The sequence below is a fragment of the Mangrovimicrobium sediminis genome (assembly GCF_004745945.1).
GTDB classification, from domain to species: domain Bacteria; phylum Pseudomonadota; class Gammaproteobacteria; order Pseudomonadales; family Halieaceae; genus Mangrovimicrobium; species Mangrovimicrobium sediminis.
Window position 1 is genome coordinate 87,975 of sequence record NZ_SRLE01000007.1, and the last position, 24,607, is coordinate 112,581.

Below are 24,607 nucleotides of genomic sequence, written 5' to 3' on the forward strand. Positions count from 1 at the left end.
AGCGAACCCTCAGGCGAGTGTCTCCCGCGCGCGGCCGAAGGCCTCCAGGGCCATCGCCAGGTCGTCGTCGGTGAGCGCCGCGGACATCTGCGTGCGGATGCGCGCACGCCCCTCGGGCACCACCGGGTAGGAAAACGCGATGACATACACGCCGAAGCCGAGCAGGGCCTCGGCCAGGCGCGCGGCCTTTACCGCGTCGTGGAGCATGACCGGCACGATGGGGTGCTCGCCGGGCAGCAGCTCGAAACCCTGTTTTTCCAACCCCTCGCGGAACACCGCGGTGTTGTGGGCCAGGCGCTCGCGCAGGGCGGGCTCCTCGTCCACCAGTTGCAGGGCGCGGATCGCCCCGGCGACCACCGGCGGCGCTACCGTGTTGGAGAACAGGTAGGGCCGCGAGCGCTGGCGCAGCAGCCCGACCACCTCGGCGCTGGCCGCGGTATAGCCGCCGGAGGCGCCGCCCAGGGCCTTGCCCAGGGTGCCGGTGATGATGTCGACGCGGTCCATGCAGCCGCGCAGCTCGTGGGTGCCGCGGCCGCCGGCGCCGATGAAGCCGGTGGCGTGGCAGTCGTCGAAGTGCACCAGGGCGTCGTAGCGGTCCGCCAGTTCGCAGATCTTGTCCAACTGGGCGATATAGCCGTCCATGGAGAACACGCCGTCGGTGCTGATCAGCTTGAAGCGTGCCCCCGCGGCATCCGCCGCCTGCAGCTGCGCCTCGAGGTCGGCCATGTCGTTGTTGCGGTAGCGAAAGCGCTGGGCCTTGCACAGGCGGATGCCGTCGATGATGCTGGCGTGGTTCAGCGCGTCGGAGATCACCGCGTCCTCGGGGCCGAGCAGGGTCTCGAACAGGCCGCCGTTGGCGTCGAAGCAGGAGGGGTAGAGGATGCAGTCCGCGGTGCCGAGGAAGGCCGCCAGTTGCTGCTCCAGCTGCTTGTGCAGGGTCTGCGTGCCGCAGATGAAGCGCACCGAGGCCATGCCGTAGCCCCAGTCCGCCAGGCCCTGGGCCGCCGCCGCGTTGACCTCGGGGTGCTGGGCCAGGCCCAGGTAGTTGTTGGCGCACAGGTTGAGCAGCTCGCGTTCGGGGGCCTGGCCGCCGCCGGCGACGCCGACATGGGCGCCCTGGGGCGTGCTGATCTGGCGCTCGCGCTTGTACAGCCCCGCCGCCTCGATGGCGGCCAGCTCGCCGGCCAGGTGCTCGGTAAATCGCTCGTTCACGGCTGCCTCCTCAGTCCCAGTTGAGTACCACCTTGCTCGCCTCGCCGCTGCGCATGACGTCGAAGCCATGCTGGAACTCGGTGAACGGCAGGCGGTGGGTGATCACCGGCGAGATGTCCAGGCCGGACTCGATCATCACCGACATCTTGTACCAGGTCTCGTACATCTCGCGGCCGTAGATGCCCTTGAGGGTGAGCATGTTGAAGATCACCCGGTTCCAGTCGATGGCGGTGTTCTCGGACGGGATGCCGAGGATGGCCACCTTGCCGCCGTGGCACAGGTTGGCGAGCATGTCGTTGAAGGCCTGCGGGTTGCCGGACATCTCCAGGCCGATGTCGAAGCCTTCCTCCATGCCCAGCTCCGCCTGTACCTCTGCCAGGGTCTCGCGAGATACGTTGACGGTGCGTGTGGCGCCCAGCTGGGCGGCGCGCTCCAGGCGTGAATCGATGACGTCGGTAATCACCACGTGGCGGGCGCCGGCGTGGCGGCACACCGCCGCGGCCATCGCGCCGATCGGGCCGGCGCCGGTGATCAGCACGTCCTCGCCGAGCAGGTCGTACTGCAGGGCGGTGTGCACGGCGTTGCCGAAGGGATCGAACAGGGCGGCGACGTCGAGGTCGATGCCCGGGCGGTGCTCCCACACGTTGGACATGGGCAGGGCCAGGTACTCGGCGAAGGCACCCGGGCGGTCGACGCCGATACCCGAGGTCTGCGAGCACAGGTGGCGGCGGCCGGCCATGCAGTTGCGGCAGCGGCCGCAGACCACATGACCCTCGCCGGAGACGATCTGTCCCGGGCGGAAATCGTTGACGTTGGAGCCGACCTCGACGATCTCGCCGACAAACTCGTGGCCGACGACCATCGGTACCGGGATGGTCTTCTGTGCCCACGCATCCCAGTTGTAGATGTGCAGGTCGGTGCCGCAGATGGCGGTGCGCCGCACCTTGATCAGGACGTCGTTGATGCCGGGTTGCGGCTCGGGCACGTCCTCCAGCCAGATGCCAGGGCAGGCCCGACTCTTGACCAGTGCTTTCATGGTGATGATTCCCAGTGTTCAGAGCGCGTATTGTAGCGGCAAACACGGGGTATCGGGGCGGGCCTACCCCGAGGGGGTAGGCGGCGGTGCCGGCGCCGCGGCGGTATGTGTGCCTGGTGCCTGGTGTGCTGTGGGAGCGAGTCCTGGAGGCGGGTTATGGGGCGGCGGGCCCGGGACCTCAGCGCTGGGCGTTGCCCGGCTCGCGCCTGGCCTGCCCGGAGCGATAGTTCTCGACCCCCGCGACGCTGCGGTCGCGGTCGCTCTCCCAGACGCCGCGGTTGCCCTTGCTGCTCACGCCATCGCCGAAGTTGACCGTCTCCACGCGCACCTTGCGGCGCCCGGCGTCCGCGTTCGGGCAGGCCGTGTCGGTGAAGGTTTTCTTGCCGGTCTGAGGGTCTACACACATGAAGACCTTGGCACTGGCGGGCAGGGAAGTCGCCGCCAGTGTGGCGGCCAGCATGGTGGTCAGGAGCGCGTATCGCATGTGCAAATCCGGTATCTCGATGCTTTGTCGCAGGTTATGGTCCGCCACCCGGTGCGTCCAGCAGTATCTCGGAAAATGCCCGGAAGTGTGACCTGCTTATCTGTATGATGTCGGCTGCGCGCCATATGTACTTTACCCGGTCGATTCTTTACTCTCCTCGCATGAATGTTTTCCGCAATCTGATCGCCGTCGTGGGCCTGGCGGGTGTCGCCGGATGCGCGACCGCACCGCCGGACGCGCCGCCTCCTGAGCCCCTGGCCTGCCCCGAACCCGTCGAGTGCCCGGTGTGCGATGCCGTGCCGGAGCCGGCCGCCTGCCCGCCGCCCGAGGTGATCGAGAAAATCGTCCGCGTGCCGGCCCCCGCGCCGGCACCGACCAGCACCGGTGACGAGATGGACCTGCCGATCATCGGCGCGGTGGAAATGGCGCTGGTCGAACCCGCCGGGCTGCTGCTCGAGGCGCGCATCGACAGCGGCGCGGAGACCACTTCGATTCACGCCGAAGATATCCAGCTGGTCGAGAAGGAAGGCAAGCGCTACGTGCGCTTCAACCTGCTCGACGACAAGGGCGCCAAGGTCCCGCAGGAGCTGCGCCTGAAACGCCGCGTGCTGATCAAGCAGCAGGACAGCGAGGACCTCGAGCGGCGCTACGTGGTGCGCATGTGGGTGACCATCGGCGATATCCGCACGCGTATCGGCGTCAATCTCTCGGACCGCGAGGATTTCGAGTTCCCGCTGCTGATCGGCCGCAACTTCCTGCTCGACGCCGCGGTGGTCGATGTCAGCCGCAACCATACGCAGCCGACGCCGAAACCGGCGCCGGAGACCGCCGCGAACTGAGGCCCTATGCTCTCGACCCGCAAACGTATCGAACTGATTGCCGGCGCCCTGATTCTCGCCGGTGTGGGCCTCATGCTGTACAAGGTGTTCGCGCTGGGCTTCCCGCTGCTGCCCGGCGCCTCGCGCGACGTGTGGACGGTGGAGTCCAAGGTGAGTTTCCGCCCCCTGCGCAAACCCGGCCCAGTGGAGATCGAGCTCAAGCTGCCCGAGCCCAAAGCGGGCTGGCAGATTCTCGACGAGCACTTTGCCTCCTCGGGCTTCGGCTTCACCCTGCAGCAGCGCGACGATGCACGCTGGGCGGTGTGGACGCGGCAGTCGCTGGAAGAGACCACCACGCTGTATTACAAGGCGCAGATCTACCAGCCGCGCCGTGAGCCCCTGCGCCAGAACTCGGTGCCCGCCATCCAGCAACCGATGCTGGAGAAGGACCAGGCCACGGCCATGGACCGCCTGATCGCCAACCTGCGCAGTCGCTCGTCGAGTCCCGGCAGTTTCACCGGGCAGTTGATCCAGGCCCTGGGCGAGGACAGCAGCGATGCCGATGCCGCCTTCCTGCTCAGCACCTGGGACGACGAGCAGCAGCCGGTGTTGCTGGCAGTGCTGGCGCGGGCCAAGATTCCCGCGCGCGCCATCCGCGGCATTCGCCTGGAGGATGGCCGCCGCCGGCAGCGCCTGTCCTCGCTTATCGAGATTCACAACGGCCGCGAGTGGGTGGTGTTCGACCCGGCTACCGCCCAGCGCGGCCTGCCGGCCAACTATTTCATCTGGCAGCGCAACGGCGACAACATCCTCAACGTGGTCGGCGCCCAGGACTCGCAGCTGGAATTCGCCCTGGTCAGCAACAGCCTGCCGGCGAAGACCGTGGCGGTGATGGACGAGCGGGTGGAGCGCTTCGCGCTGCTCGACTTCTCCATCTATTCGCTGCCGGTGGAGCAGCAGGGCGTGTTCAAGGGGCTGCTGGCGATTCCCGTGGCCGCGCTGGTAGTGGTGATCATGCGCCTGCTGGTGGGGCTGAAAACCTCGGGCACCTTCATGCCCATCCTGATCGCGCTGGCCTTCATGCAGACGACGCTGTGGGTCGGCCTGGCCATGTTCCTGATCCTGGTCAGCGTCGGCCTGTGGATTCGCTCCTGGCTCAGTCACATGAACCTGCTATTGGTGTCGCGCATCTCCGCGGTGGTCATCGTGGTCATCTTCCTCATGGCCGCGCTGGCCATCGGTAGCTACAAGCTGGGCTTTGACCAGGTGCTGACGGTCACCTTCTTCCCCACCATCATCCTGTCCTGGACTATCGAGCGCATGTCCATCCTGTGGGAGGAGGAGGGGCCCCACGAGGTGCTGGTGCAGGGCGGCGGCAGCCTGCTGGTGGCGGTGCTGGCCTACCTGGCGATGTCCAACTCGCTGGTCTCGCACCTCACCTTCAATTTCCCGGAAATCATGCTCAGCCTGCTCGGTATTATCCTGCTGCTCGGCAAGTACACCGGCTACCGCCTGAGCGAGCTGTACCGTTTCCGCGCCCTGGGTGACGAGCGTTGAAGATGTTCGCCTCGCCGGCGGTGCTGCGGCGCAACGGCATCCTGGGCATGAACGAGCGCAACGTCGGGCTGATCGGCAAGTTCAACCCGCGCAGCCGTTTTCCCCTGGTCGACGACAAGTTGCAGACCAAGAAGGCGGCCCAGGCGCAGGGGATTCCGGTGCCGGAGCTGTACGACGTGGTCGAGTTCCAGTACGAGGTGCGCGACGTCATCGGGCGCCTGGAACCGCTGCAGAGCTTTGTCATCAAGCCCACCCAGGGCAGCGGCGGCAAGGGCATCCTTGTGATTACCGGGCGCGATGGCGAGGGCTATGTGAAATCCAGCGGCCAGGTGGTGGAGGCGGAATACGTGCGCCGACACCTGTCCAACGTGCTCGCCGGCCTGCACAGCCTCGGCGGGCGCAACGACAAGGCCATGCTCGAGGCGATGATCGATTTCGACCCGTACCTTGCCAGCTACTCCCACGAGGGTGTGCCGGACCTGCGCGTGATCGTGTTCAAGGGCGTGCCGGTGATGGCCATGATGCGCTGCGCCACCCACGCCTCCGACGGCAAGGCCAACCTGCACCAGGGCGCGGTCGGCGTCGGCCTGGATATCGGCAGCGGCAAGGCAGTGGCGGCGGTGCAGCACGGCAACCTCTGCTACCAACACCCGGATACTGGCGCCAGCTTCGAGGCGCTGGAAATTCCCGGCTGGCCGCAGGTGCTGGAACTGGCCGCGCGCTGCGTGGAGATGACCGGCATGGAGTATCTCGGCGCGGATATCGTGCTCGACCGCCAGCGCGGCCCGACCCTGCTCGAGCTCAACGCGCGGCCGGGGCTGTCCATCCAGGTGGCCAACCAGGCCGGGCTGCGCCATCGCCTGGCCAGGGCCCGCGAGATCGCCGCCGCGGCCACTGACAACGCGCAGAAGATCGAACTTGCGCGGCAGGCCTTCACCGTCGTCAGCTGATGCAGGCCCTGGAGCGGTACCTTCCCGAACTCATTTTCTGGGCCGGCGTATTGTCGCTGGTCTCGCTGCTCGCCCTGCTGGTGGCGGTGCCCTGGGTGGTTGCCCGGCTCCCCCATGACTATTTCAGCGCCGAGGACCGGCACAGCCTGATGCCACGCAGTGGACCGCCGGAGTGGTTGTTGAGCGCGCTCAAGAACCTGCTCGGCGCGCTGCTGCTGGTGCTCGGCGTGATCATGTTGTTTACCCCGGGGCAGGGACTGCTGACCATGCTGGTTGGCCTGATGCTGATGAATTTTCCCGGGAAATACCGCCTGGAACGTGCTTTGGTCGCGCAGCCGAAGGTGCTGGACGCCCTCAACTGGATGCGCCGCCGCCGCGACCTGCCGCCCTTCGACGCGCCGCGGTGACTGTGCGCGGGACGCGCCAGGTTCTATACTGGAGCGGTCTGGCCGCGAGGGAGGACACGATGCTCGGACAGTTGTTCGCCATGGGCGTGGATATCGCTACGCTGCCCGCCCGGCTCACCTGGCGTAGCGCGCGTGCGGTGAGCATGACGCCGGCCCAGTTGCAGCAGTTCAGTCGTGAACTGCGCGCCGCCTCGGACGAGGCCGCCCGCGAGGTGCGCGCCCTGCTCGACGAGGTGGATGCCGAGATGTCCGCGCGCGCCGGGCACCTGAGCCCCGAGCAGAAGATGCAGGCCGCCTCCCTGGCGCTGAACGCCGCGGAACAGCACCTGAGCATGGCGGCGGTGAACCTGTTGCGCGCCTTCTGGCTGGGTTCGCGCGCCGCGCGCGAGGATGCGGCCGCAGGCTACCGTGCCGGGCGTACCCGTGCCGGCGACACCATCATAGAACACGACCCGGACGTGGCGGTGCCACGCCGTGCAGATCGAGACACCCCCTGAGGAGTAAGCACCCCGTGAAGAGTTTGTTGCGCAACGTCACCGCCCCCCTGGCCCTGCTGCTGGCCGTCGCCACGCCAGCGTCGCTGGCGCAGGACGACACCTCCCTGTCCAGCGATTGGATGGAACTGGTCAAGGGGCAGAAGAGCGAATCCATGGGCGTGGAACTGCGCGATATCCAACCCGGCGCAGAAGCCGGTACCCAGACCGTGACCTTCGCCGTCCCCAAGTCCTCGGTGCGCGACCCGGACGATATCGAGGAAGTGATCGTCGTCGGGCGCAAGCCGGACTCCGTCGAGTTGCCCAAGCTGAACATCCAGTACAAGTGGCTGCGCGACTACGACAACGACAACTATGGCCTGGTGATCACCCTCGGCGAAGGCAACTGGCCGATCCGCCTGTTCATGAACTCCCGTCCCGGCTATGTGAACTGAGCGCTGAACTGACAGCGCCTGTCGCAAAAGCGTCATCTGCGCGCGGCACACTGCGCGCGAACCCCGAGGTACCAAGGAACCCACGATGATTCACTACACGGATACCGCCCTGGAGGCGGTCAGCGTGATCGGCTCCGGCGAATATGTGTGGAGCCATTCCATGGCCGCCACGCCCACCGTGTTGCTCGAGGCACTCGGTCAGCACGCCAGGAACCTGAGCGGCGTCACCCTCATGCAACTGCACCTGGAACACGCCGAGTCGGTGGCCGCCCCCGAACTCGACGGACACCTGCGCAACCGCTGCTTTTTTGCCGGCAAGACGACCCGGGAGTTGATCAACCAGGGCAGGGCGGACTATGTGCCGGTGTTCCTGTCCGAGATTCCCAAGCTGTTCCGCCGCCGCGAGCAGCGCGTTGATACCGCCCTGGTCCAGGTCTCCACCCCGGACCACCACGGCAACTGCTCCCTGGGTATCTCCGTGGAGGCGACCCGCGCCGCCTGCGAGGTGGCCGGGCGCATCATCGCCCACATCAACCCGAACATGCCGCGCACCCACGGCGACAGCTTCATCAATATCCGCGATATTGATTACGCGGTGGTCCAGGAAGCTCCGCTGCTGGTGAGCGAGCACCGCGACTGCACCGAGACCGAACGCGCCATCGGCGAGATCGTCGCCAGCCGCATCAAGGACGGCGACTGCCTGCAGATGGGCATCGGCGCCATTCCCGACGCTACCCTGGGCTTCCTCAAGGACCGCCGCAACCTCGGCGTGCACACCGAGATGTTCTCCGACGGCGTTCTCGACCTGATCGAGGCTGGGGTGATCGACAACAGCAACAAGAAGATCAGCCGCGGGCGTACGGTGACCGGATTCACCATGGGCAGCCAGCGCCTGTACGACTTCGTCGACGACAACCCGGAAGTGGTCTTCCTCGACATCGAGTTCGTCAACAACCCGGTGGTCATCGCCAAGAACCCGCAGGTGGCCTCGATCAACAGCGCCATCCAGATCGACCTCACCGGGCAGGTGTGCTCGGACTCCATGGGCCACCGCATCTATTCCGGGGTGGGCGGCCAGGTGGATTTCGTGCTCGGGGCCTCCTTCTCGGAACACGGCAAGTCGATCATCGCCCTGCCCAGCACCGCCAAGCACGGCACCCTGTCGCGCCTGGTGGCCTCGCTGGAGCGCGGCGCAGGGGTGGTCACCACCCGCGCCCAGGTCGACTACGTGGTCACTGAGTTCGGCATCGCCGAGTTGCGCGGCCGCTCGCTGAACGAGCGCGCCCGGGACCTGATCAACATCGCCCACCCAGACTTCCGCGAGGGCCTGGCGCGCGAGGCGCGCGACGTGCTGGGGCTGGCGGTGTAGGGGGCGAAAAACTCGCCCCTAACCCCTTGACTGTAAACAGGTTGGTCCCTATAGTACGCCCCCTCAACGCGCCTGTAGCTCAGCTGGATAGAGTACCTGGCTACGAACCAGGCGGTCGCACGTTCGAATCGTGCCAGGCGCGCCATATCCGCTTAAAAAAAGTGGGGTCAGATCTAAAGATCTGACCCCACTTTTTTTGTGGGTGGGTGTCTGGTCGGGACGAGCGTGTCCGTTAGACAAATTGCGCAGCAATTTACACCGAGCCGCGCCAGCGGCGAAGCTCCGCACGGGGCACAACGGCCCGAAGGCCGTTGTGAGTCATCGTGCCAGGCGCGCCATATTCTCAAAAAGATCAAACGGTTGGCCCAGCATGAGCCAGCCGTTTTTTGTTTCAGCATCACCAGTGCCGGAGATTAGCCGGACTTTTCCCCACGGCCCCTGTTTGCCGCCGCGATAAGCTCCTCAAACTCGGGGGCGGAGTAGTGTGTCGTGATGTCGCCGTTGCGGTGGCCTGACAACACTTCCCGGGTTTCCAGGCAGACGCTGGCCGACGACACCCGGGAATGAATGGGGTGCGGCGATCCACGCCCGGCCTTCTGCGGGATATCAGATGGTGCGCCGCAGCAGGGGTATGCGGCTGAACACCCAGGAAATGCCCAGCGAGACCGAGAATGCCATCGCTGCCACCAGTGGTATCGTGACCAGCGGATAGACGCTAGCGGGATTGAACCCCAGGTGGAGCAAGCCGTCGATGACCAGCGGATGAACGAGGTAGACACCGAAGGTCAGCGTGGAAATGGTCCTGTTGGACTGCGCCGGACACAGCGGTTTCGACCAGCCGGTAAACAGCAGGAAGAGACAGATGGAGGCGGGGATTACCGTGACACTCAGGTTCCCGGGAAAGTAGAACTTCAGCCCCTGCCCACCATAGAGCTGAAACAGATAATTACCCAGGGCGGTGGCGAGCGCCAGTATCAGGAACACAGTGAACATCAGCCTGCCGTTGACGGCAGGGGCTTCCGAGCGGATGAAATAGCCGAGCAGAAAATACGGCAGGTACATCAGGAAGCGGTTGAAAAAAATCCCCGAGTCTTTACCCGCCAGATGGTTCACCGCCGCGAACCCGAAAAGGAGCAGAATGAGTATGGTCTTCTCACTACTGGACAGTGCCGCGAACATCTTCCTCAGGAAGGGCGTGAAGATATACAGCGAGACGATCATGTACAGGTACCACATGTGGTAGTACGGCTGGCCGAACACCAGCTTCCGGGCAAGCGTTGAGAACTCGACGTCCACGCCGCTGATTTCCGCCCTGTGCACCGTCCAGAGCAGGTAGATCACCGTCCAGACAATTGTCGGAATGAGTATTTTGGAAACCCGCTTGACGTAAAACGTTCTCAGGCTGTCCTTGCTGGCGGGATCCAGCAGCAGTGCGCCACTGACCATGACGAAGACCGGCACCGACCAACGCACGAGCGAGTCAAAGGCGTTCGCTACCCACCACGCCTGGGTCCCTACCGCATTGGCGCCGAGAGTGATCGCGCAGGTGTGGAGTACCACAACGGCGAAGATCGCCAGAATCCTGGCGTTGTCAAGCCATACCATCCGTGTATCCCGTCAGTCACATCATTGCAGGCGTCTCGCAGGTTGCGTGAGCAGTGACGCGCTCAGTGTTGCGTGGCGACGCACTTCTCCAGCAACAGCGACCCCTCTCGCCCGGGCACTAGTGTCCCGGCCAGTATACATGCTCGGAGCTGCGGATCAGTGACGATTCCGGTCCGGTGTAGGTGTGGCTGATGGCGTGTGGGTCGTATTCACGGCCCATCGAACGTGCACATTCTCCCTGTTAGTGTCGAATTGACCTGGGCTGATCAGCTGAACCAGGACCTGCAGTCTGCGCCGTGTTCTTCACCGACGCCTCTTCTTTCACCTGGGAAGGGCCGTTTTGCATATGCTATCGTGACAGCTTGTGGCACGTAACGAATTCACGACGCCCAGCATCCATTTGTATAATTTTTCCTGTGTGTGGCGAATCAGTCATTTATCGATCACTCTCACACGATAACCGGAGAGCACAATGATTCGATTACTCCTTGGCCTGCTTATGGGCATACCCCTTCTTGCATCCGCCGGTACAAGCAGCGTGATTCGCGCCGCAGCCCTGCTGGATGTGGAAAGCGGACGCATGCTACAGAATCCGGTGGTGCTGGTAGAGGGCGACAAAATTGTCGACATAAACCCCACAGCGGTCCCTGGGGATGCGATCAAAATCGACCTTCCCGGTATGACCTTGCTGCCCGGGTTCATGGATGCGCACGTGCACCTGACGATTTCCGATGCCCAGTTCCACAAAACAATGCTCACGGAAAATTCGGCCAGTGCCGCTTTGCGCGCTGCACAATCCGCGCGGGAAACACTGATGGGGGGCTTTACCACGGTCCGCGATATGGGGCAGGTGTATCCCAGTCTGGACCTGATTACTGTTTCAGTTGCTGACGCCATTGCCAAGGGCCAGATCATAGGGCCCCAGGTGATCGCTTCCGGGCACGCCATCGGTATCAACGGCGGTCACGTAGATCCGACCATGGGCTACGCGGAGGGCCGCATTGAACTGGACTGGCGCTATGGTGTCGCGGATGGTGTCGAGGAAGCCATGAAAGCCACTCGATACCAGATCAAGCATGGCGCTAAAGCGATAAAAATTTCCGCCACTGCAGGTGTTTTGTCACTGGAATCCAGTGTTGGGGCCCAGCAAATGACGGACCAGGAGATGCGTGCAGTGGTTGAAGAGGCGGAGCGACATGGCCTGAAAGTGGCCGCCCATGCGCATGGCGCCGATGGAATCATGGCGGCCGTACTCGCCGGCGTGGCCTCTATTGAACACGGCTCAATGGTCAATCGCGACATCATCCGCGAGATGAAGAAAAACGGCACTTACCTTGTGCCTACCACCGGCCTACTGGACACCATCGAACTGGAGGGGCTGGAGCCAGAAATGCAGGCAAAGGCGAACCATATTTTACCCCTGGCCGCCGACAACCTGCGTGAAGCGATCAAGGCCGGGGCTCTCATTGCACTGGGGACCGATGCCCCACTGGTTCCCCACGGTAAAAACGCCTATGAGTTTGAAGCTATGGTCAATCGTGGCATGACACCGCTGCAATCGATCCAGGCTGGCACGATACGAACCGCTGACCTGTTTGGGTTGGAAGACCGGGGCAAGTTGGTAAAAGGGCTTCGCGCGGATATCGTTGCTGTCCCAGGCAATCCGCTGGAAGATATCAAGCTGCTGCAGCAAGTGGGCTTCGTGATGAAAGCCGGGATCATTTATCGTCCTGCAAGGCTTCCGCAAGTCGACTGAAAGAGGAACTGCAGTCAAAACGAACGGCCGCGCTAGTTGAAGCTTAGCGCGACGCTGTTGATTTCTTTCGCAGATAGCAGGTTGTTGCGCTGATCAGTTGAATTCGCAGGTGACAGTGGAAGTCGCGTTGGGAAATCGGTTCTGACCCCGTTCTCCAGCCTGTTCTTCGCCGCGCTCCAGGGCGCGAAGGCGCTGTCCGGCCCGTTCTTCTTCGTGCATATGCTGCGCGAGCTGGAATTCAGTTCACCGCGAGTGGGGGCAGATCTGAAGGTTTGCCCCCACTTTTTTGTATAGTCCGAGTGTTTGGCCACGCAGGGCGTATCGTCACCGACGCCCAACCTGCCTGTCTCCTTTCGCCTAATAGCGGCCATCAGAAGTGGCCGTCAAAGATAGTTAAATGTGGTTCTCTGTTGTACTGTTATACGCGCTAGCCAAATCGACAGGACGTCGGTATGCAAAGACATTTCCAAATCCCCCAAATTACAGATCGGGACGGCGACAAAGTGAGCCCCGTCTATGTTTTTAACTACTAAAAAGGACTCAAGGAAGACTTATCATGGAACGATATCGTGATACTGATCGAGATTCTGGTGTGGTTCTTTATGAAACAGGGCCAAATTTCATTCGAGTGCAATTCAGCGACGGGTCTCAGTACTTATACACCTATAGCAGTGCTGGCAGCCACCACATCGAAAATATGAAGCAACTCGCTCAGCGAGGCGACGGCCTCAATGCATATATCAATAGACACGCCAAAAAGTCGTATCAGATGCAGGAGCGATGAGCCCAGCTAATAAGAGAGGCCGCTAGAGCGTTTCGCACAGGGACCCGCTAACGCAGGCCCCTGCTTGAAGCGTTACACGACACAGAAACTCGCGGCCACCCGTTTTAGGGGGATAAAGTGCGACTACACAAAATAACCGTCAAAAACTTCCGGAAGCTTAAGGAATGTGAGGTCATTTTTAGAGATGCCACCTTCCTTATCGGGCCAAATAATACCGGCAAGTCCAGTCTATTTGATGCAATTGATTATTTGCATAAAGCAAAGAACGTCGACCGTGAAGACTATTCTAAGCATTTTGACGAGAATGAAGGAGACTACGTCTACGAACACGAAATAGAAATTGTAGCTGAATACAGAAATGTTCCAGTTGAAGCGGAGGACTGGATTGGGTTCAAAGGCCGAATTATCGCTATTGACGACCCCCTTCCAGGCGAAACGAATGGTGCAATAACGTATAAAAAGGTCTGGGCCCTTGATAAGGGCAAACCGGAAACCTTCATGCGAGAGTATCCCCGGTCAAGAGCCGAGAAATATGCAGACTGTTCGAGTGTTCAAGAACTGGTAGGGGATGACTTCAGCGAGGATTTTCTGAAGGAACATTTTGGCGCCGCAAATTTTGAAAAGCCTCTTACATCAGCGCCCGTAAAGAGTAAGCTACTGGATTTAGCTGCTATATGGGAGGTGAATACAGGTGGTGAAGTAGACTGGATAGAGAATCCAGGAGGTATTCCCGGAAATGTTCTATCCAAGCTACCAAGGGTTGTAGTAATTCCAGCGGAGTCGTGCATGACCGAGCTTACAAGTCAAAACGGCGCTCTATTCTCCCTACTTGGGGACTTATTTGGCCAAGTTCGAAAAACCTCCGAAAATTACAAGCAAGCACAAATATTCCTAACCCAGTTGGCGGCAGAACTAGACCCAACTGATGGCGATACGGATTTTGGGAAACTTATAGACCAACTCAACAACATGGCGCATCGGTTGTTTCCCGAATCTGCAGTTCATGTTTCTGCTTCACTAGACCAGCCAGACAAGACTATAAAGCCCATTTTCGATGTAGAGCTTGAGAGCAACGTCAAAACAGGTGTTCGCTATCAAGGACACGGGATGATTCGTGCTACAGCGTTCCAATTACTAAGATATGTGCAACAGTTTGTGAACCAAAACCTAGATTTCCCTCGAGCAACGATTTTCTGCTTCGAGGAGCCGGAGTTGTTTTTACATCCTTCCGCTGCAAATCAAATGAGGGATGCTATTTACGATTTATCAGGCGCGGGTTGTCAAATCATTGCGACAACACACTCCCCATATATGGTCAACCTCGGGTCAGAAAAGAGTGTCAGTCTATGCAAGTTCTATCTTCTGGATGATGGCTTTTCTGCTTCTAGCACACTGAATCTCGGTGACGCATTTGAAGCGCTCCAGGCAGACGAAAAGCAAAATCTGAAGATGTTGCTAAAAGTCGATGACTATATTTCTAGGATGTTTTTCGCACGTAAGAGCGTATTCATCGAAGGGGACACGGAAGAAGTTGTTGTAAGAGAGACTTTAGCTAGGCTATCTGTAGAGCAGCGGGCGAAAGTTATCGGCAATATCGAGTTTTTGAGGGCCCGAGGAAAGCCTGTTCTAATTTCCATCGCAAAATACCTAAACGCTTTAGGTATCGAGTACTTCATAGTACATGACAGGGACGAGGGCACAACGGGTGCTGAAGCTGTAAATGCGGCAATTGCTGCAGCTGCTGGTGATGAGCGGCGAGTGATGCTATCTGAATGTATTGAGGATGTATTGGGCTATGAAGCGCCTAATTCCGAGAAACCCTTTAAAGCGCATCGTCATATTGAGGAAAACTGGGGCGGTTCCTTTGACGATATTCCAGAGTCATGGCGCCATATATTTACTACTGTTTGCGGACCTTATATTTAGGACTAGCACGTATGGCATGTAACTAGTGCAATTAAGCTGCTTCCTTCAGTTAGTGAACTGACCTGTTGGCCGGCCCTCGGTGTAGGCGTTAAAGTCCCCTTTGAGGTGGTAGCGGTCATATACCTTGCTCTCTTAGCCGGAAACTCGCCGATCAGCGGTTTTACCTGGAAACGGGCAGCCCAACAAACGCCCGCCGTATCAATCAGCTTCTAACGCCCCAGAACCTCCAGCAGCACATCCCCAGCGGCCCCGTCGGGCGGTCTTGTATCTGCAACCGTGGCAAGCGTGATCGCGACATCGACGGTGTGCACCCTGCGTGACACCGTCTGCGGGGTCACACCGTAGCCGGCGAAAATGATGGGCACAAAAGTGTCGTAGCGCCACGGCGAGCCATGGGTGACCGTCACGGAAAGCCCGTCAAAGTCGTTGATGAACCAGCCCGGGTTGAAGACGACATAGATATCGCCGGAGCGGTCCGGGTTGTAGTTGTTGAGCACCGCGCGCGTCAGTCCGTTCTCGGGCAGCGACCCTTCCTGTAGTCGGGAACTCGGAAACGCGTAGGCCACGCCTTCAAACGTGACCAGCGCCTCGGCGATCGCTGTCTCGAGGGCTACCAGATCGACGCCCTCGGTATTGCGGGCTTCTTCGGACAGATTGAGATAGGGGTGGTCGTAACCCTGGATCAGCTTGCCGGTGATACCGAACTTGTCGCGGATTCGCTGGGCGGCCGCTGTGGTATCCCACTGGTCCGGCGTGACATAGCCGCCCAGTTTCCCCAGCTCGCGCAGGTAGCCAGGCGCCTCCGGGCTTCCGTGGTCGGCAGACAGCACTATGAGCGTGTTCTCCAGGCCGATCTCCCGGTCGATGTAGGCAAACAGGTCGGCCAGTGTGCGGTCGAGGTGCAGCAGGTTGTCTTCGGCTTCGAGACTCGACGGGCCGAACACGTGGCCGATGTAATCGGTCGACGAAAAACTGATGGAGAGGAAATCGGTCACCGCGTCGTCGCCGAGGTCTTCGGCGTCGATGAGCGCCTTGGCGAAATCGGCGGTTATCTCATCGCCCGCGGGGCTGAAGGTCAGCTTGGTGGTGAAGTAGGGGTCCGCGACGTTCGAGAACGGATGCGGAAAAGTCCGGCCGAAACCTGCAAAGTCGGGCTCCCAGGCCTGGTCATCGCGATCACCGAAGAGGTAGTCCGCAGCCGGGTGAAGGAGATTCCACGATGCGTTGTCGTAGCCTGCCGGCACACCCCTGGCATTCCACGCTGCCACCCATTCGGGATACGCGTCGTAGTAGTAGCTGCTGGTCACGAACTGCCCCGCGGCTTTCGAGAACCAGAACGCCTTGCCGGTGTGACCCGCCATTGCCACCGCGCCCCGGTCCTTCACCGACACCCCGAACACCTTCGCCTTGCCGAGTGTCGCGATCGACAATTCGTCGGCGAAGGTGGAGGTCAGGATTGCCGCGGGTGAGCGGCCGTCGGTTCCTGCGGCAAGCTGCGTCGGATCGACTTCCGTGTCTGAGTTCACGCCCCCGCCGCCGGTCAGCATTGCATAGTCGGCGTCCTCGATGTTGTAGACGGTACGGCCGGCCTTGCGGTCGTACCAGAGATTGCCCACCATGCCATGCGCTGCCGGGTGCGCACCCGTGGACAGTGTGGTGTGGCCGACCACGGTCTCGGTGTTCGCATGGGCGTGGTGCGCATTGTCGTAGTGGACACCCTGCTCGAGCAGGTAGCGAAAGCCACCCTCTCCGAATTGCGCGCGATGCCGAAGCGGCAGGTCGCCACGCAACTGGTCCACGGTGATCTGCAGGATCAGCCGAGGCCGTTCCCGGGCTGCGACTGTATCCGGAATCGTGGATTGAGCGCCGGGGGCGCAACCGGCAAGGCTGGGCAGCAGAAAAAACGGGGCCACCCCAATTGACCAGGATGAGGGCGTAAGTCCTGCAAGGCGGCGGGACAGGAGCCTGGGGAGGAGGCTCGTGAAGGGCAAGCGCGCGCCTTTGGTCGCAGTCTTCCTGTTTATCTGTTGCATCAATCTCATCCTTTAGGGGCGGCGTTCAGTCGGCCGGTTGCCAGTTCTGGTCGAACCACTGTCCAGGCAAACCATACAGGATTAACAGGGCAGCTTGAACAACGGCGCAGAACCGGGCGGCCGTACATTGTAACCGTGCCACGTGGGCACAGGTGGCAGCAGGCAATATACTGGAGGCCTTTCCGCCCGGCCCCAAAGGAGCCGCCATGCCCGGCCCCCAGCAACTCATCCTGCTACTCATCGCGGCCGTTGTTCTCGTCCCCCTCGCCGCGCGCCTGGGTCTCGGGGCCGTCATGGGCTACCTGATTACCGGCGTCCTGGTTGGCCCCTGGTCGCTGGGGGTCGTCAGCAATGTCGACAAGATCCTGCATTTTGCCGAGTACGGCGTCGTCCTGCTGCTGTTCATTATTGGACTGGAACTGAGGCCCAGCCGCCTGTGGGCGCTGCGCCGCTCGATATTCGGCCTGGGTAGTGCCCAGTTCATCGTGTCGGCCATTGCGCTGTCGGCCATCATGTATGCAAGCGCAGGTTCCATCTCCGAGGCGGTGGTGGTCGGCCTGGTACTCGCGCTTTCCTCGACGGCGTTTGCACTGCAGTTGCTCGCCGAGCGCGGCGAGCTGACCACGCGCTGGGGCAGGTCCGCGTTCGGCATCCTGTTGTTCCAGGACCTCGCGGTAGTGCCGCTGCTGGCGCTGTTGCCGCTGCTGGGAAGTGGATCCAACGGGGCGTCGGGGGGCTGGCAGGGCGCTGCGGTGAGTGTCGGCGCCCTGCTGGTGGTGGTGCTCGGGGGGCGCTATATCCTGCGCTTCCTGCTGTGGCTGGCCGCCCGGAGCAAGGTGCGCGAAATCCTCACGGCGACCGCGCTGCTGGTCGCTTTCGGTACGGCATTCTTCCTGCAGCTCGCCGGTCTTTCCATGGAACTCGGCGCCTTCCTCGCCGGTGTCCTGCTGGCCGACTCCGAGTTTCGCCACCAACTCGAAGCGGATATCGAGCCTTTCAAGGGTCTGCTCCTGGGTCTGTTCTTCATCGCCGTGGGTATGTCGATGAACCTCGGGCTGCTGGTGGAAAGTCCGGGTGTCATTGCCATAACGGTAGTCGGAATCGTTGCCACCAAGCTCGCCGTGCTGGTGGTGCTCGGTCGCCTGTCCGGCCTGTCATCCGCGGATTCGGGCAAGCTCGGTATCGCGATATCCCAGGGCGGCGAATTCGCCTTTGTGCTGTTCGGCGTCGCGGTTACCGCGGGGGCCCTGGACGCCTCGCTTTCCGAGCTGTTGATCGTCGCGGTGTCCCTGTCGATGGTGACCACGCCCTTGCTGTTCCTGCTCAATGATCGCTTCCTGCGCCGCGCCGAAAAGGCGCCTGACTATGACGAGATCGAAGCGCAGGAACCCCCGGTGCTCATCGTCGGCTTCGGCCGCTTCGGGCAGGTCGTGGCCCGTGTGCTTTCGGCGAAGCGCATTCCCTTCGTCGCGCTGGACGCCAGTCACCAGCAGGTCGATTTCGTGCGCCAGTACGGCAACGATATCTACTACGGGGACGGGTCGCGCATCGACCTGCTCGAGGCCGCCGGCGCCGGCTCGGCGCGACTGCTGGTGCTGGCGATCGACGACGCCGACGAGTCGCTGAAGGCAGCAGCGGTCATCAGGGAACACTTTCCCGAACTGGCGATTTACGCCCGCGCCCGCGATCGCAAGCACGCTTACCGGCTGATGGACCTTGGCGTCAGGTTTATCCGGCGCGAGACACTGCATTCGTCGCTGGCGTTGACCAACGATATCCTTCTGGGGTTGGGGCTGGACCCGAAGGCGGCGCGGTTGGCAGTGGACCGGTTCCGCGAACACGACGAGAGACGGCTGTTGGAACACCGCAGCCTGCATGATGACGAGCAGAAAATGCAGGCGCTCGCCAGGGAGTCGGCCCGGGAACTGGAGGAACTGTTTGCGCGCGACGCCCTGGAACTCGCGGAAGAATCACGCACAACAGAACGCTGACGACCGGGACAGGGCGGCAATCCTATGTTGCGCGCCGCGCGTATCGTACTCATACAGGAGGAAGACAGATGAGTTTTTTCGAGAGCGGCGACGCCCCTTGCGACGAGCGCCAGGGCAGCATTCGCCTGCGCATCGAGCCCAAGCTTGCCGACCTCGGCGAGTTTTCCGTGCGTCGTGCCCTGCCGGCAAAAGAAAGGCGCATGGTCGGCCCCTTCGTGTTTTTCGATCACATGGGGCCGGCGGAATTTCCGCCCGGCAAGGGCATCGCGGTGCGTCCGCACCCACATATCGGCATCGCCACCATCACCTACCTGTTCCGCGGCGAGATCATGCACCGGGACAGCCTCGGGGTAGAGCAGCCCATCCGCCCGGGCGCGGTCAACCTGATGGTGGCAGGCAGCGGCATCGTGCACTCGGAGCGCGCCGGTTCGGACCTCGATACCACCTCGCACCTGCACGGCATCCAGAGCTGGATCGCGCTGCCCGTGGCGCAGGAGGAGATCGACGCGGCCTTCACTCACTATGCGGCGGGTGACCTGCCGGAGCTTTCCCTCGCGGGCGCCCGAGTGCGCATCATCATGGGCGAGGCCTACGGCGAGTCCTCGCCGGTGCAAACCTTCTCCCGCACGCTCTATCTCGATATCGAGATGCAGGCCGGGGCCGAACTCGCATTGCCCGAGGGCGAGGCGGAGCTGGCTTTCTACGTCGTCGAAGGCAGCGTGGAAGTCGACGCCGAGACCGTACAGGCTGGCGTGATGGCCATTGCCTGCCCCGAGCAGCGTGTCCAGCTGCGCGCCCTGGAGAGCAGCAGGGTCATGGTGATCGGCGGCGACAACATCGGGCCGAGGCAGCTGTTCTGGAATTTTGTCTCGAGCCGCCCCGAGCGCATCGAGCAGGCCAAACAGGACTGGCGCGACAAGCGCTTTGCCATGGTACCGGGGGACGACGAATTCATCCCGCTGCCGGAGTGAGCGCCGGCGCCCGGCTGCCGGGGCGGTCCACGGTCTCGGCCTGAAACCCCGGACAAACCGGCCCGAGGCACCCTCACGACCGCCCCGACCGGGCCGGGATCAACGCGACCCGGCCGGTTTTTGCCCCGGGGAAGCCCGCGCCGCGCAGCTTGCGCTTTCGCCAGATTCGGTGTCTTCCCGCCCTTGCCATCAACCCCCGCCCACGTATAATGCTCGGCCAGCAAAAACCTGCCTGTGAGCCCGTAAAAAAGCACTTAAATCAATAAGTTAGCTATTCGATGGTGCGTCGGGCGTGAGATTTCCCCAACGGGAGCCAGATAAGCCGCGTGCCAAGCTCTACCGCCTTCAGCCAGTCCCGCCTCGGCAGCCTGCTCGCCTCCCTCGGCGGGCCGGCGAAAGGGCCGGACCCGCGGCACTTCGGGCAGCGCCTGGGCACGCTGTTCGATCTCTCCCAGTCGGTGGCGCTGGCGGACACGCTGGCGACGCTGCAACGTCAGCCCTTCGAGGCCGCCGACGCGGACGATGCGCCGTCGCGCGCCCGCGAGGACTTCCTGCGCGTGCGCGCAGCGATGATCGCCACGGTGATGCGCTCCCTGGTGCCGGACTCCGGCCCCACGCGCATCCGCTGGCCGGACGCGGTGCTGGAGGAGGGCGGCGGTGACGCGCTGCGGCGCTTCTACCTGGCCCACCAGCGCGAGATGGAGATGCGCGCGATCGGCGTGCACGAGCGCTGCCGCGACGCGTTGCGCGGGTGTACACCGGAACTGGCGCGCCTGGCGCTGCTCGACGAGGCCCTGATGGGCAGCCTGCTGGGCCACAGCCGCAAGTTTTTCGCGTCCATTCCAGGCGTGCTGGTACGCATGCAGGCGGCGGCCCGCGAGGCGCTGCTGCAGGGCGCCGCGGACGCCGAACAACAACTGAAATCCGATGTGCAGGCGCTGCTGCTGGCGGAAGTGTCCGACCGGCTGCTGCCTGTGCTGGGGCTGGTCGAGGCCCTCGACGAACACCTGGAACGTAATCCCCTATGAACAGAGTCCTCTATTTCCTGATAACCCTGCTCGGCGCCGGTATCGTGGCCTGGGTGGCCGCGCGGTTTGTCGGCGGCAGTGCCCTGGCACTGGCGATCACGCTGCTTATCGCCGTGGCCTACGCGGCGGGTGTGATCGAGCTGTGGCGCTTCCGTCGCGCCACCGCCAGTCTGGCGGCCGCCCTGGCCGGCCCGCGCGATGCGGCGCTCGGCGATTGGCTGGCGGGCGTCGAACCCGGCCTGCGCATTGCGGTGCGCGCGCGCATCGAAGGGCAGGGCGCGAGCCTGCCGGGCCCGGTGTTCACGCCTTACCTGGTCGGCCTGCTGGTCATGCTCGGCCTGCTCGGCACCTTCTTCGGCATGGTCGATACCCTGTCCGGCGCGGTCGGCGCACTGCAGGGCAGCACCGAGCTGGAGTCGATCCGCGCCGGCCTGGCTGCGCCTATCGCCGGCCTCGGCGTCGCATTCGGCACCTCTGTCGCCGGTATCGCGGCCTCCGCCTGCCTCGGCCTGCTCTCCGTGTTCAGCCGCCGTGAGCGCATGCTCGCGGGTGCCGGGCTCGACGCCTTCGCCCGCGATGTATTCCCGCAGCACCACCTGGACCGGCAGCGGCAGCAGACCTTCGAGGCGCTGCAGGCACAGTCCGCGGCGGTGCCCGCGGTAGTGGAACGGCTCGACCGACTGGTGGACCGCCTCGCGCGGCTCGGCTCGGAACTGGGCGACACCCTGGGTGGCAACCAGCAGCAACTCTACGGCGCCTTGCGCGAGGACTTTGGTCGCCTGGCGGAGGATGTCGGCAACACCCTGTGCAGCAGCCTCGACGAAAGTACGCGCAACACCGGCGCAGCGCTGCGCGAGGCGACAGACAGCGCCGCGCGCAATCTCGCCGAGCACGGCGAGCGCACCCGCGAGCAACTGGCGGAACTGGCGCGGGAACAGGCCGCCAACGCGGCGGCGCAGTTGGCGCAGGCGACCAACACGGTACAGGCCGAAGTGGTTGCCGCCGGCGAGCGCCAGGCCGAGGCCGGCGCCGAACTGGTCCAGCGTATCGGCGAGGGCATGGAGCGCGCCGCGCGCGAGCAGCAGGCGCAGCAACAGGCGCAGGCCGAGCAATTGCTGGCGCAGTTCGAGGGCCTGTTCGCGCGGGCCAACGCGCTGGCCGAGACCCGCGAGGCCGCCGAGGAGCGCTCCCTGGCCCAGCACGAACAGCACATGCAGGCGCTGGTCGAGCGCAGCGCGGATGCGCTGGCGGCCCTGCACAGCGCGGAGGAAGCGCGCGGCGCCCAGCTGCTGCAACAGCTGCAGTCCCTGGCCGCGGCGCTCGAGGACCAGCGCGAAGCCAGCGACAAGGCCGAGGCGGCGCGCCTGGCGCAGCAGGACGAGCACCTGCAAGCGCTGGTGGATGCCGCGGCATCACAGCTTGCGGCCCTGCGCGATGCCGAAGCCGGGCGCGCGCAGGCGGCCAGCGAGCGCCTGCAGGCGCTGGCGGAAACCGCGGCGTCACAGCTCGCGGCCCTGCGCGATGCCGAGGCCGAACGGGCACAGGCGGCCACCGCGCGCCTGGAGGCACTGGAGGGCGTGGCCGCTGAACACCTGGCCCAGCTTGGCCAGTCGCTGGAAGCGCCGATGACGCGCCTGATCGAGACCGCCTCGGAAACCCCGCGCGCCGCCGCCGAGGTGATCGCCCGCCTGCGCGAGGAGTTGTCCAACAACGTGGCGCGCGACAACCAGCTGCTGGAAGAGCGCGCGGACCTGCTGGTGCGCCTCGGCGAAGTGCTCGAGCGACTCGAGACCAACGCCGATGGCCAGCTTGCAGCGGTGCAGGCGGCGGTCTCCAGTTCCGCCCAGACCCTGGCCGAGCTGGGCGACAGCATCGGCGGCCGGGTCGACGGCAACGTGGAGCGCCTGGCCGGCCTCGCGGTGGATGTTGCCGGCAGCGCCGGGGAGGTGGCCAGCCTGGGCGAATCCTTCCGCGCGGCGGTCACCCAGTTCGGCGACGCCAACCAGTCGCTGATCGACGCCCTGCAGCGCATCGAGGATGCCATGGAGCGCTCTGGCGCGCGCAGCGATGAACAGCTCGGCTACTACGTGGCCCAGGCCCGCGAGATCATCGACCACAGCGTGCTCTCGCAGAAGGAGATCATCGAGGAACTGCGTCACCTTGGCGGCCAGCAGCAACTGTTCGAACCGGGTGCCAACGCGTGAGCGAGCTGCACGACAACAGCACCGAGGCGCCGGTCTGGGCGATCTTCGGCGACCTGATGGCGGCGCTGGTCGGCGTGTTCGTGCTGATCCTGGTCTGGGTCATCGGCTACCAGCTGGAGCTGGCCCGCGACCTGGCCGCGGAAACCGAGCAGCGCCAGGTGGAGCAGCAGCGCCGCGAACAGCTGGAGCGGGCGCTGGCCGAACCGCTGGCCTCGGGGCGCATCTCCCTGCGCGACGGCCGTATCGGCATCTCCGGCAATGTGCTGTTCGCACTGAATTCCGCGCAGTTGCAGGCCGAGGGCCGCGAGCTGCTCGGCTCGTTGATCGGCCCGCTGCAGGATTACCTGGCCGAACGCGATGAGCTGTTGATGGTCAGCGGCTTCACCGACGACCTGCCGATTCGTGAGGACAACCTGCACTTCGACGACAACTGGGAGCTCTCCGCCCAGCGCGCCCTGACCGTCACCCGTGCGCTGATCGATGCGGGCATGCCGGCATCGCTGGTGTTTGCCGCCGCCTTTGGCGAGCAGCAGCCGGTGGCGCCAAACAGCGACGAGGACAACCGCGCCCGCAACCGCCGGGTGGAGATGGCGCCGGTGCCCAGGCAGGGTGGCGATGGCTGAGGGGCCGGCGGGAACGCAAGCGCAGGACGTCGATCCGCTGGCGGCGCAACTGCCCGAGGGTGCGCAACCGTCCACGGCTTTGCAGCTACCCGCCGCGCTGCCGCAGGTCGCCGAACTGGCGCTCGACGAGGCGCTCCAGGCACTGCGCACGGTCGGTGCCGGGCGTTTCGATGCAGCCCGGTTCGCCTACCTCGAGGCGCTGGTCGCGCGGGCGCAGGCGGCGCAGGGCGAACTGGCGTCCTGGTTCGAGCAGCGCGCGCGCGAAGCCCTGGGCCGCTACACCGAACAGGCGGAACAGGCACGCGAGGACTGGGCGTCACGGGCGCGCGAACTGTTCGACGCCGTGCCCGCCCTGGCGCCGGCGATCAACGCCGCGCTGGCGGACTGGGACGGACGCGCCCTGGCCCGCCTCGAACACAGCTGCCGGCAGCAGCCCGCCCCAGGGCCGTTACTGGCACTGGTCACGCAGATCGAAGCGCTGCACGCGGATTCGCCACTGGACGAGGGCGGCAGCTCCCTGGAAGGGGACCTGCGCCAGCAGGAGAGGGCGGTGCTGGCGGAATTCGGCGCCGGCCTGGCCAGCCCCGAACTGCGCTCGGCGCGTTCCTACCGGCAGCGCATGCAGCGCAGCGGCGCCCAGCGCCTGCTGGCGCAGTCGGTAGCCGAGGCGCCGCAGGAGTCCGGTCCGCTCAATCCACAGAAGCTGGTCACCCGCGCGCTGGCCAGCATGCAGGAACTCTCCCCCCAGTGCAGCGCGCGCTACGTAACCTGGCTGAATACGCTGCTCTACCTGGAGCAGTTGGGCGACAACTGAAATAGCGCTTGAGATAGCGCTTGAGATAGCGCTTGGGATAGCGCTTGGGGATAGCGCCTGAAATAGCCACGACCGCCGAAGTCCGGCGGCGCGCTAATCACATGACAAACC

At 63.6% G+C, this 24,607-nt stretch carries 21 protein-coding genes and 1 tRNA gene; 17 read left to right on the plus strand and 5 right to left on the minus strand.

From position 1 onward, the window contains the following. Positions 1 to 9: 9 nt before the first annotated feature. From E4634_RS09945 to E4634_RS09955, 3 genes are all read right to left on the minus strand, one after another. Complete coding sequence (locus E4634_RS09945; RefSeq protein ID WP_135443427.1) at positions 10 to 1,212, minus strand: glycine C-acetyltransferase; 1,203 nt, start codon at positions 1,210 to 1,212, stop codon at positions 10 to 12. Positions 1,213 to 1,222: 10 nt separating this feature from the next. Next, positions 1,223 to 2,248: an L-threonine 3-dehydrogenase gene (gene tdh, locus E4634_RS09950; RefSeq protein WP_135443429.1), complete on the minus strand. Its 1,026-nt coding sequence runs from the start codon at positions 2,246 to 2,248 to the stop codon at positions 1,223 to 1,225. A 178-nt stretch (positions 2,249 to 2,426) separates the two neighbouring features. After that, positions 2,427 to 2,732, minus strand: a complete 306-nt coding sequence (locus E4634_RS09955) for a DUF4124 domain-containing protein (RefSeq protein WP_135443431.1) — start codon at positions 2,730 to 2,732, stop codon at positions 2,427 to 2,429. A 161-nt stretch (positions 2,733 to 2,893) separates the two neighbouring features. Between E4634_RS09955 and E4634_RS09960 the strand changes: the two genes are divergently transcribed. The 8 genes from E4634_RS09960 (at position 2,894) to E4634_RS09995 (ending at position 8,906) form a co-directional block, all read left to right on the plus strand. Further along, positions 2,894 to 3,571 (plus strand): ATP-dependent zinc protease family protein, encoded by a 678-nt coding sequence (locus E4634_RS09960; RefSeq protein ID WP_135443433.1) that lies wholly within the window; start codon positions 2,894 to 2,896, stop codon positions 3,569 to 3,571. 6 nt (positions 3,572 to 3,577) lie between these two features. After that, positions 3,578 to 5,107: an inactive transglutaminase family protein gene (locus E4634_RS09965; RefSeq protein WP_135443435.1), complete on the plus strand. Its 1,530-nt coding sequence runs from the start codon at positions 3,578 to 3,580 to the stop codon at positions 5,105 to 5,107. 2 nt (positions 5,108 to 5,109) lie between these two features. Continuing rightward, positions 5,110 to 6,057 (plus strand): alpha-L-glutamate ligase-like protein, encoded by a 948-nt coding sequence (locus E4634_RS09970; protein WP_135443437.1) that lies wholly within the window; start codon positions 5,110 to 5,112, stop codon positions 6,055 to 6,057. Continuing rightward, the gene (locus tag E4634_RS21845) at positions 6,057 to 6,464 is read left to right on the plus strand and encodes a PGPGW domain-containing protein (protein ID WP_135443439.1); all 408 of its coding nucleotides are present in this window, start codon (positions 6,057 to 6,059) and stop codon (positions 6,462 to 6,464) included. The genes E4634_RS09970 and E4634_RS21845 overlap by 1 nt, the downstream gene beginning before the upstream one ends. Before the next feature lie 59 nt (positions 6,465 to 6,523). Continuing rightward, complete coding sequence (locus E4634_RS09980) at positions 6,524 to 6,961, plus strand: hypothetical protein (protein ID WP_135443440.1); 438 nt, start codon at positions 6,524 to 6,526, stop codon at positions 6,959 to 6,961. A gap of 14 nt (positions 6,962 to 6,975) precedes the next feature. Further along, complete coding sequence (locus E4634_RS09985) at positions 6,976 to 7,392, plus strand: hypothetical protein (RefSeq protein WP_135443442.1); 417 nt, start codon at positions 6,976 to 6,978, stop codon at positions 7,390 to 7,392. Positions 7,393 to 7,477: 85 nt separating this feature from the next. Further along, positions 7,478 to 8,761: an acetyl-CoA hydrolase/transferase family protein gene (locus E4634_RS09990; protein WP_135443444.1), complete on the plus strand. Its 1,284-nt coding sequence runs from the start codon at positions 7,478 to 7,480 to the stop codon at positions 8,759 to 8,761. A 68-nt stretch (positions 8,762 to 8,829) separates the two neighbouring features. After that, positions 8,830 to 8,906, plus strand: a tRNA-Arg gene (locus tag E4634_RS09995). 461 nt (positions 8,907 to 9,367) lie between these two features. Here E4634_RS09995 and E4634_RS10005 read toward each other — a convergent pair. Then, positions 9,368 to 10,366 carry an acyltransferase gene (locus tag E4634_RS10005; protein ID WP_135443446.1) on the minus strand — a complete coding sequence of 333 codons (999 nt, stop codon included), beginning with the start codon at positions 10,364 to 10,366 and terminating at the stop codon, positions 9,368 to 9,370. Positions 10,367 to 10,838: 472 nt separating this feature from the next. On the opposite strand from E4634_RS10005, the gene E4634_RS10010 reads away from it, so the two are divergent. From E4634_RS10010 to E4634_RS10020, 3 genes are all read left to right on the plus strand, one after another. Then, the gene (locus E4634_RS10010; RefSeq protein ID WP_135443448.1) at positions 10,839 to 12,122 is read left to right on the plus strand and encodes a metal-dependent hydrolase family protein; all 1,284 of its coding nucleotides are present in this window, start codon (positions 10,839 to 10,841) and stop codon (positions 12,120 to 12,122) included. Between the two features lie 556 nt (positions 12,123 to 12,678). Beyond that, a complete protein-coding gene (locus E4634_RS10015) occupies positions 12,679 to 12,906 on the plus strand; it encodes a hypothetical protein (protein ID WP_135443449.1) in 228 nt (75 codons plus the stop codon). A gap of 117 nt (positions 12,907 to 13,023) precedes the next feature. Continuing rightward, entirely contained in the window at positions 13,024 to 14,832 is a 1,809-nt protein-coding gene (locus tag E4634_RS10020; protein ID WP_135443451.1) for an ATP-dependent nuclease, read from the plus strand. A 209-nt stretch (positions 14,833 to 15,041) separates the two neighbouring features. On the opposite strand, the gene E4634_RS10025 is transcribed toward E4634_RS10020, so the two are convergent. Then, the gene (locus E4634_RS10025; protein ID WP_135443453.1) at positions 15,042 to 16,865 is read right to left on the minus strand and encodes an alkaline phosphatase family protein; all 1,824 of its coding nucleotides are present in this window, start codon (positions 16,863 to 16,865) and stop codon (positions 15,042 to 15,044) included. A gap of 206 nt (positions 16,866 to 17,071) precedes the next feature. Between E4634_RS10025 and E4634_RS10030 the strand changes: the two genes are divergently transcribed. From E4634_RS10030 to E4634_RS10055, 6 genes are all read left to right on the plus strand, one after another. Beyond that, the gene (locus E4634_RS10030; RefSeq protein ID WP_135443455.1) at positions 17,072 to 18,856 is read left to right on the plus strand and encodes a monovalent cation:proton antiporter-2 (CPA2) family protein; all 1,785 of its coding nucleotides are present in this window, start codon (positions 17,072 to 17,074) and stop codon (positions 18,854 to 18,856) included. Positions 18,857 to 18,924: 68 nt separating this feature from the next. Beyond that, positions 18,925 to 19,827 carry a pirin family protein gene (locus E4634_RS10035; protein WP_135443457.1) on the plus strand — a complete coding sequence of 301 codons (903 nt, stop codon included), beginning with the start codon at positions 18,925 to 18,927 and terminating at the stop codon, positions 19,825 to 19,827. A 326-nt stretch (positions 19,828 to 20,153) separates the two neighbouring features. Continuing rightward, the gene (locus E4634_RS10040; protein ID WP_167854843.1) at positions 20,154 to 20,855 is read left to right on the plus strand and encodes a DUF3348 family protein; all 702 of its coding nucleotides are present in this window, start codon (positions 20,154 to 20,156) and stop codon (positions 20,853 to 20,855) included. Continuing rightward, the gene (locus E4634_RS10045; protein ID WP_135443461.1) at positions 20,852 to 23,059 is read left to right on the plus strand and encodes a coiled-coil domain-containing protein; all 2,208 of its coding nucleotides are present in this window, start codon (positions 20,852 to 20,854) and stop codon (positions 23,057 to 23,059) included. The genes E4634_RS10040 and E4634_RS10045 overlap by 4 nt, the downstream gene beginning before the upstream one ends. Continuing rightward, positions 23,056 to 23,682, plus strand: a complete 627-nt coding sequence (locus E4634_RS10050; RefSeq protein WP_135443463.1) for an OmpA family protein — start codon at positions 23,056 to 23,058, stop codon at positions 23,680 to 23,682. Before E4634_RS10045 ends, E4634_RS10050 begins: the two co-directional genes overlap by 4 nt. Beyond that, positions 23,675 to 24,496, plus strand: a complete 822-nt coding sequence (locus E4634_RS10055) for a DUF2894 domain-containing protein (RefSeq protein ID WP_135443465.1) — start codon at positions 23,675 to 23,677, stop codon at positions 24,494 to 24,496. The genes E4634_RS10050 and E4634_RS10055 overlap by 8 nt, the downstream gene beginning before the upstream one ends. Positions 24,497 to 24,607: the final 111 nt, after the last annotated feature.

Bases quoted from the DNA above. Each gene is read 5' to 3' on its own strand.
- E4634_RS09955 (WP_135443431.1), bottom strand. From the start codon at position 2,732: ATGCGATACGCGCTCCTGACCACCATGCTGGCCGCCACACTGGCGGCG.
- tdh (WP_135443429.1), bottom strand. From the start codon at position 2,248: ATGAAAGCACTGGTCAAGAGTCGGGCCTGCCCTGGCATCTGGCTGGAG.
- E4634_RS09980 (WP_135443440.1), top strand. From the start codon at position 6,524: ATGCTCGGACAGTTGTTCGCCATGGGCGTGGATATCGCTACGCTGCCC.
- E4634_RS10015 (WP_135443449.1), top strand. From the start codon at position 12,679: ATGGAACGATATCGTGATACTGATCGAGATTCTGGTGTGGTTCTTTAT.
- E4634_RS09990 (WP_135443444.1), top strand. From the start codon at position 7,478: ATGATTCACTACACGGATACCGCCCTGGAGGCGGTCAGCGTGATCGGC.
- E4634_RS10005 (WP_135443446.1), bottom strand. From the start codon at position 10,366: ATGGTATGGCTTGACAACGCCAGGATTCTGGCGATCTTCGCCGTTGTG.
- E4634_RS10025 (WP_135443453.1), bottom strand. From the start codon at position 16,865: ATGCAACAGATAAACAGGAAGACTGCGACCAAAGGCGCGCGCTTGCCC.
- E4634_RS09970 (WP_135443437.1), top strand. From the start codon at position 5,110: ATGTTCGCCTCGCCGGCGGTGCTGCGGCGCAACGGCATCCTGGGCATG.
- E4634_RS10030 (WP_135443455.1), top strand. From the start codon at position 17,072: ATGCCCGGCCCCCAGCAACTCATCCTGCTACTCATCGCGGCCGTTGTT.
- E4634_RS10035 (WP_135443457.1), top strand. From the start codon at position 18,925: ATGAGTTTTTTCGAGAGCGGCGACGCCCCTTGCGACGAGCGCCAGGGC.
- E4634_RS10045 (WP_135443461.1), top strand. From the start codon at position 20,852: ATGAACAGAGTCCTCTATTTCCTGATAACCCTGCTCGGCGCCGGTATC.
- E4634_RS21845 (WP_135443439.1), top strand. From the start codon at position 6,057: ATGCAGGCCCTGGAGCGGTACCTTCCCGAACTCATTTTCTGGGCCGGC.
- E4634_RS10010 (WP_135443448.1), top strand. From the start codon at position 10,839: ATGATTCGATTACTCCTTGGCCTGCTTATGGGCATACCCCTTCTTGCA.
- E4634_RS10055 (WP_135443465.1), top strand. From the start codon at position 23,675: ATGGCTGAGGGGCCGGCGGGAACGCAAGCGCAGGACGTCGATCCGCTG.
- E4634_RS09960 (WP_135443433.1), top strand. From the start codon at position 2,894: ATGAATGTTTTCCGCAATCTGATCGCCGTCGTGGGCCTGGCGGGTGTC.
- E4634_RS09965 (WP_135443435.1), top strand. From the start codon at position 3,578: ATGCTCTCGACCCGCAAACGTATCGAACTGATTGCCGGCGCCCTGATT.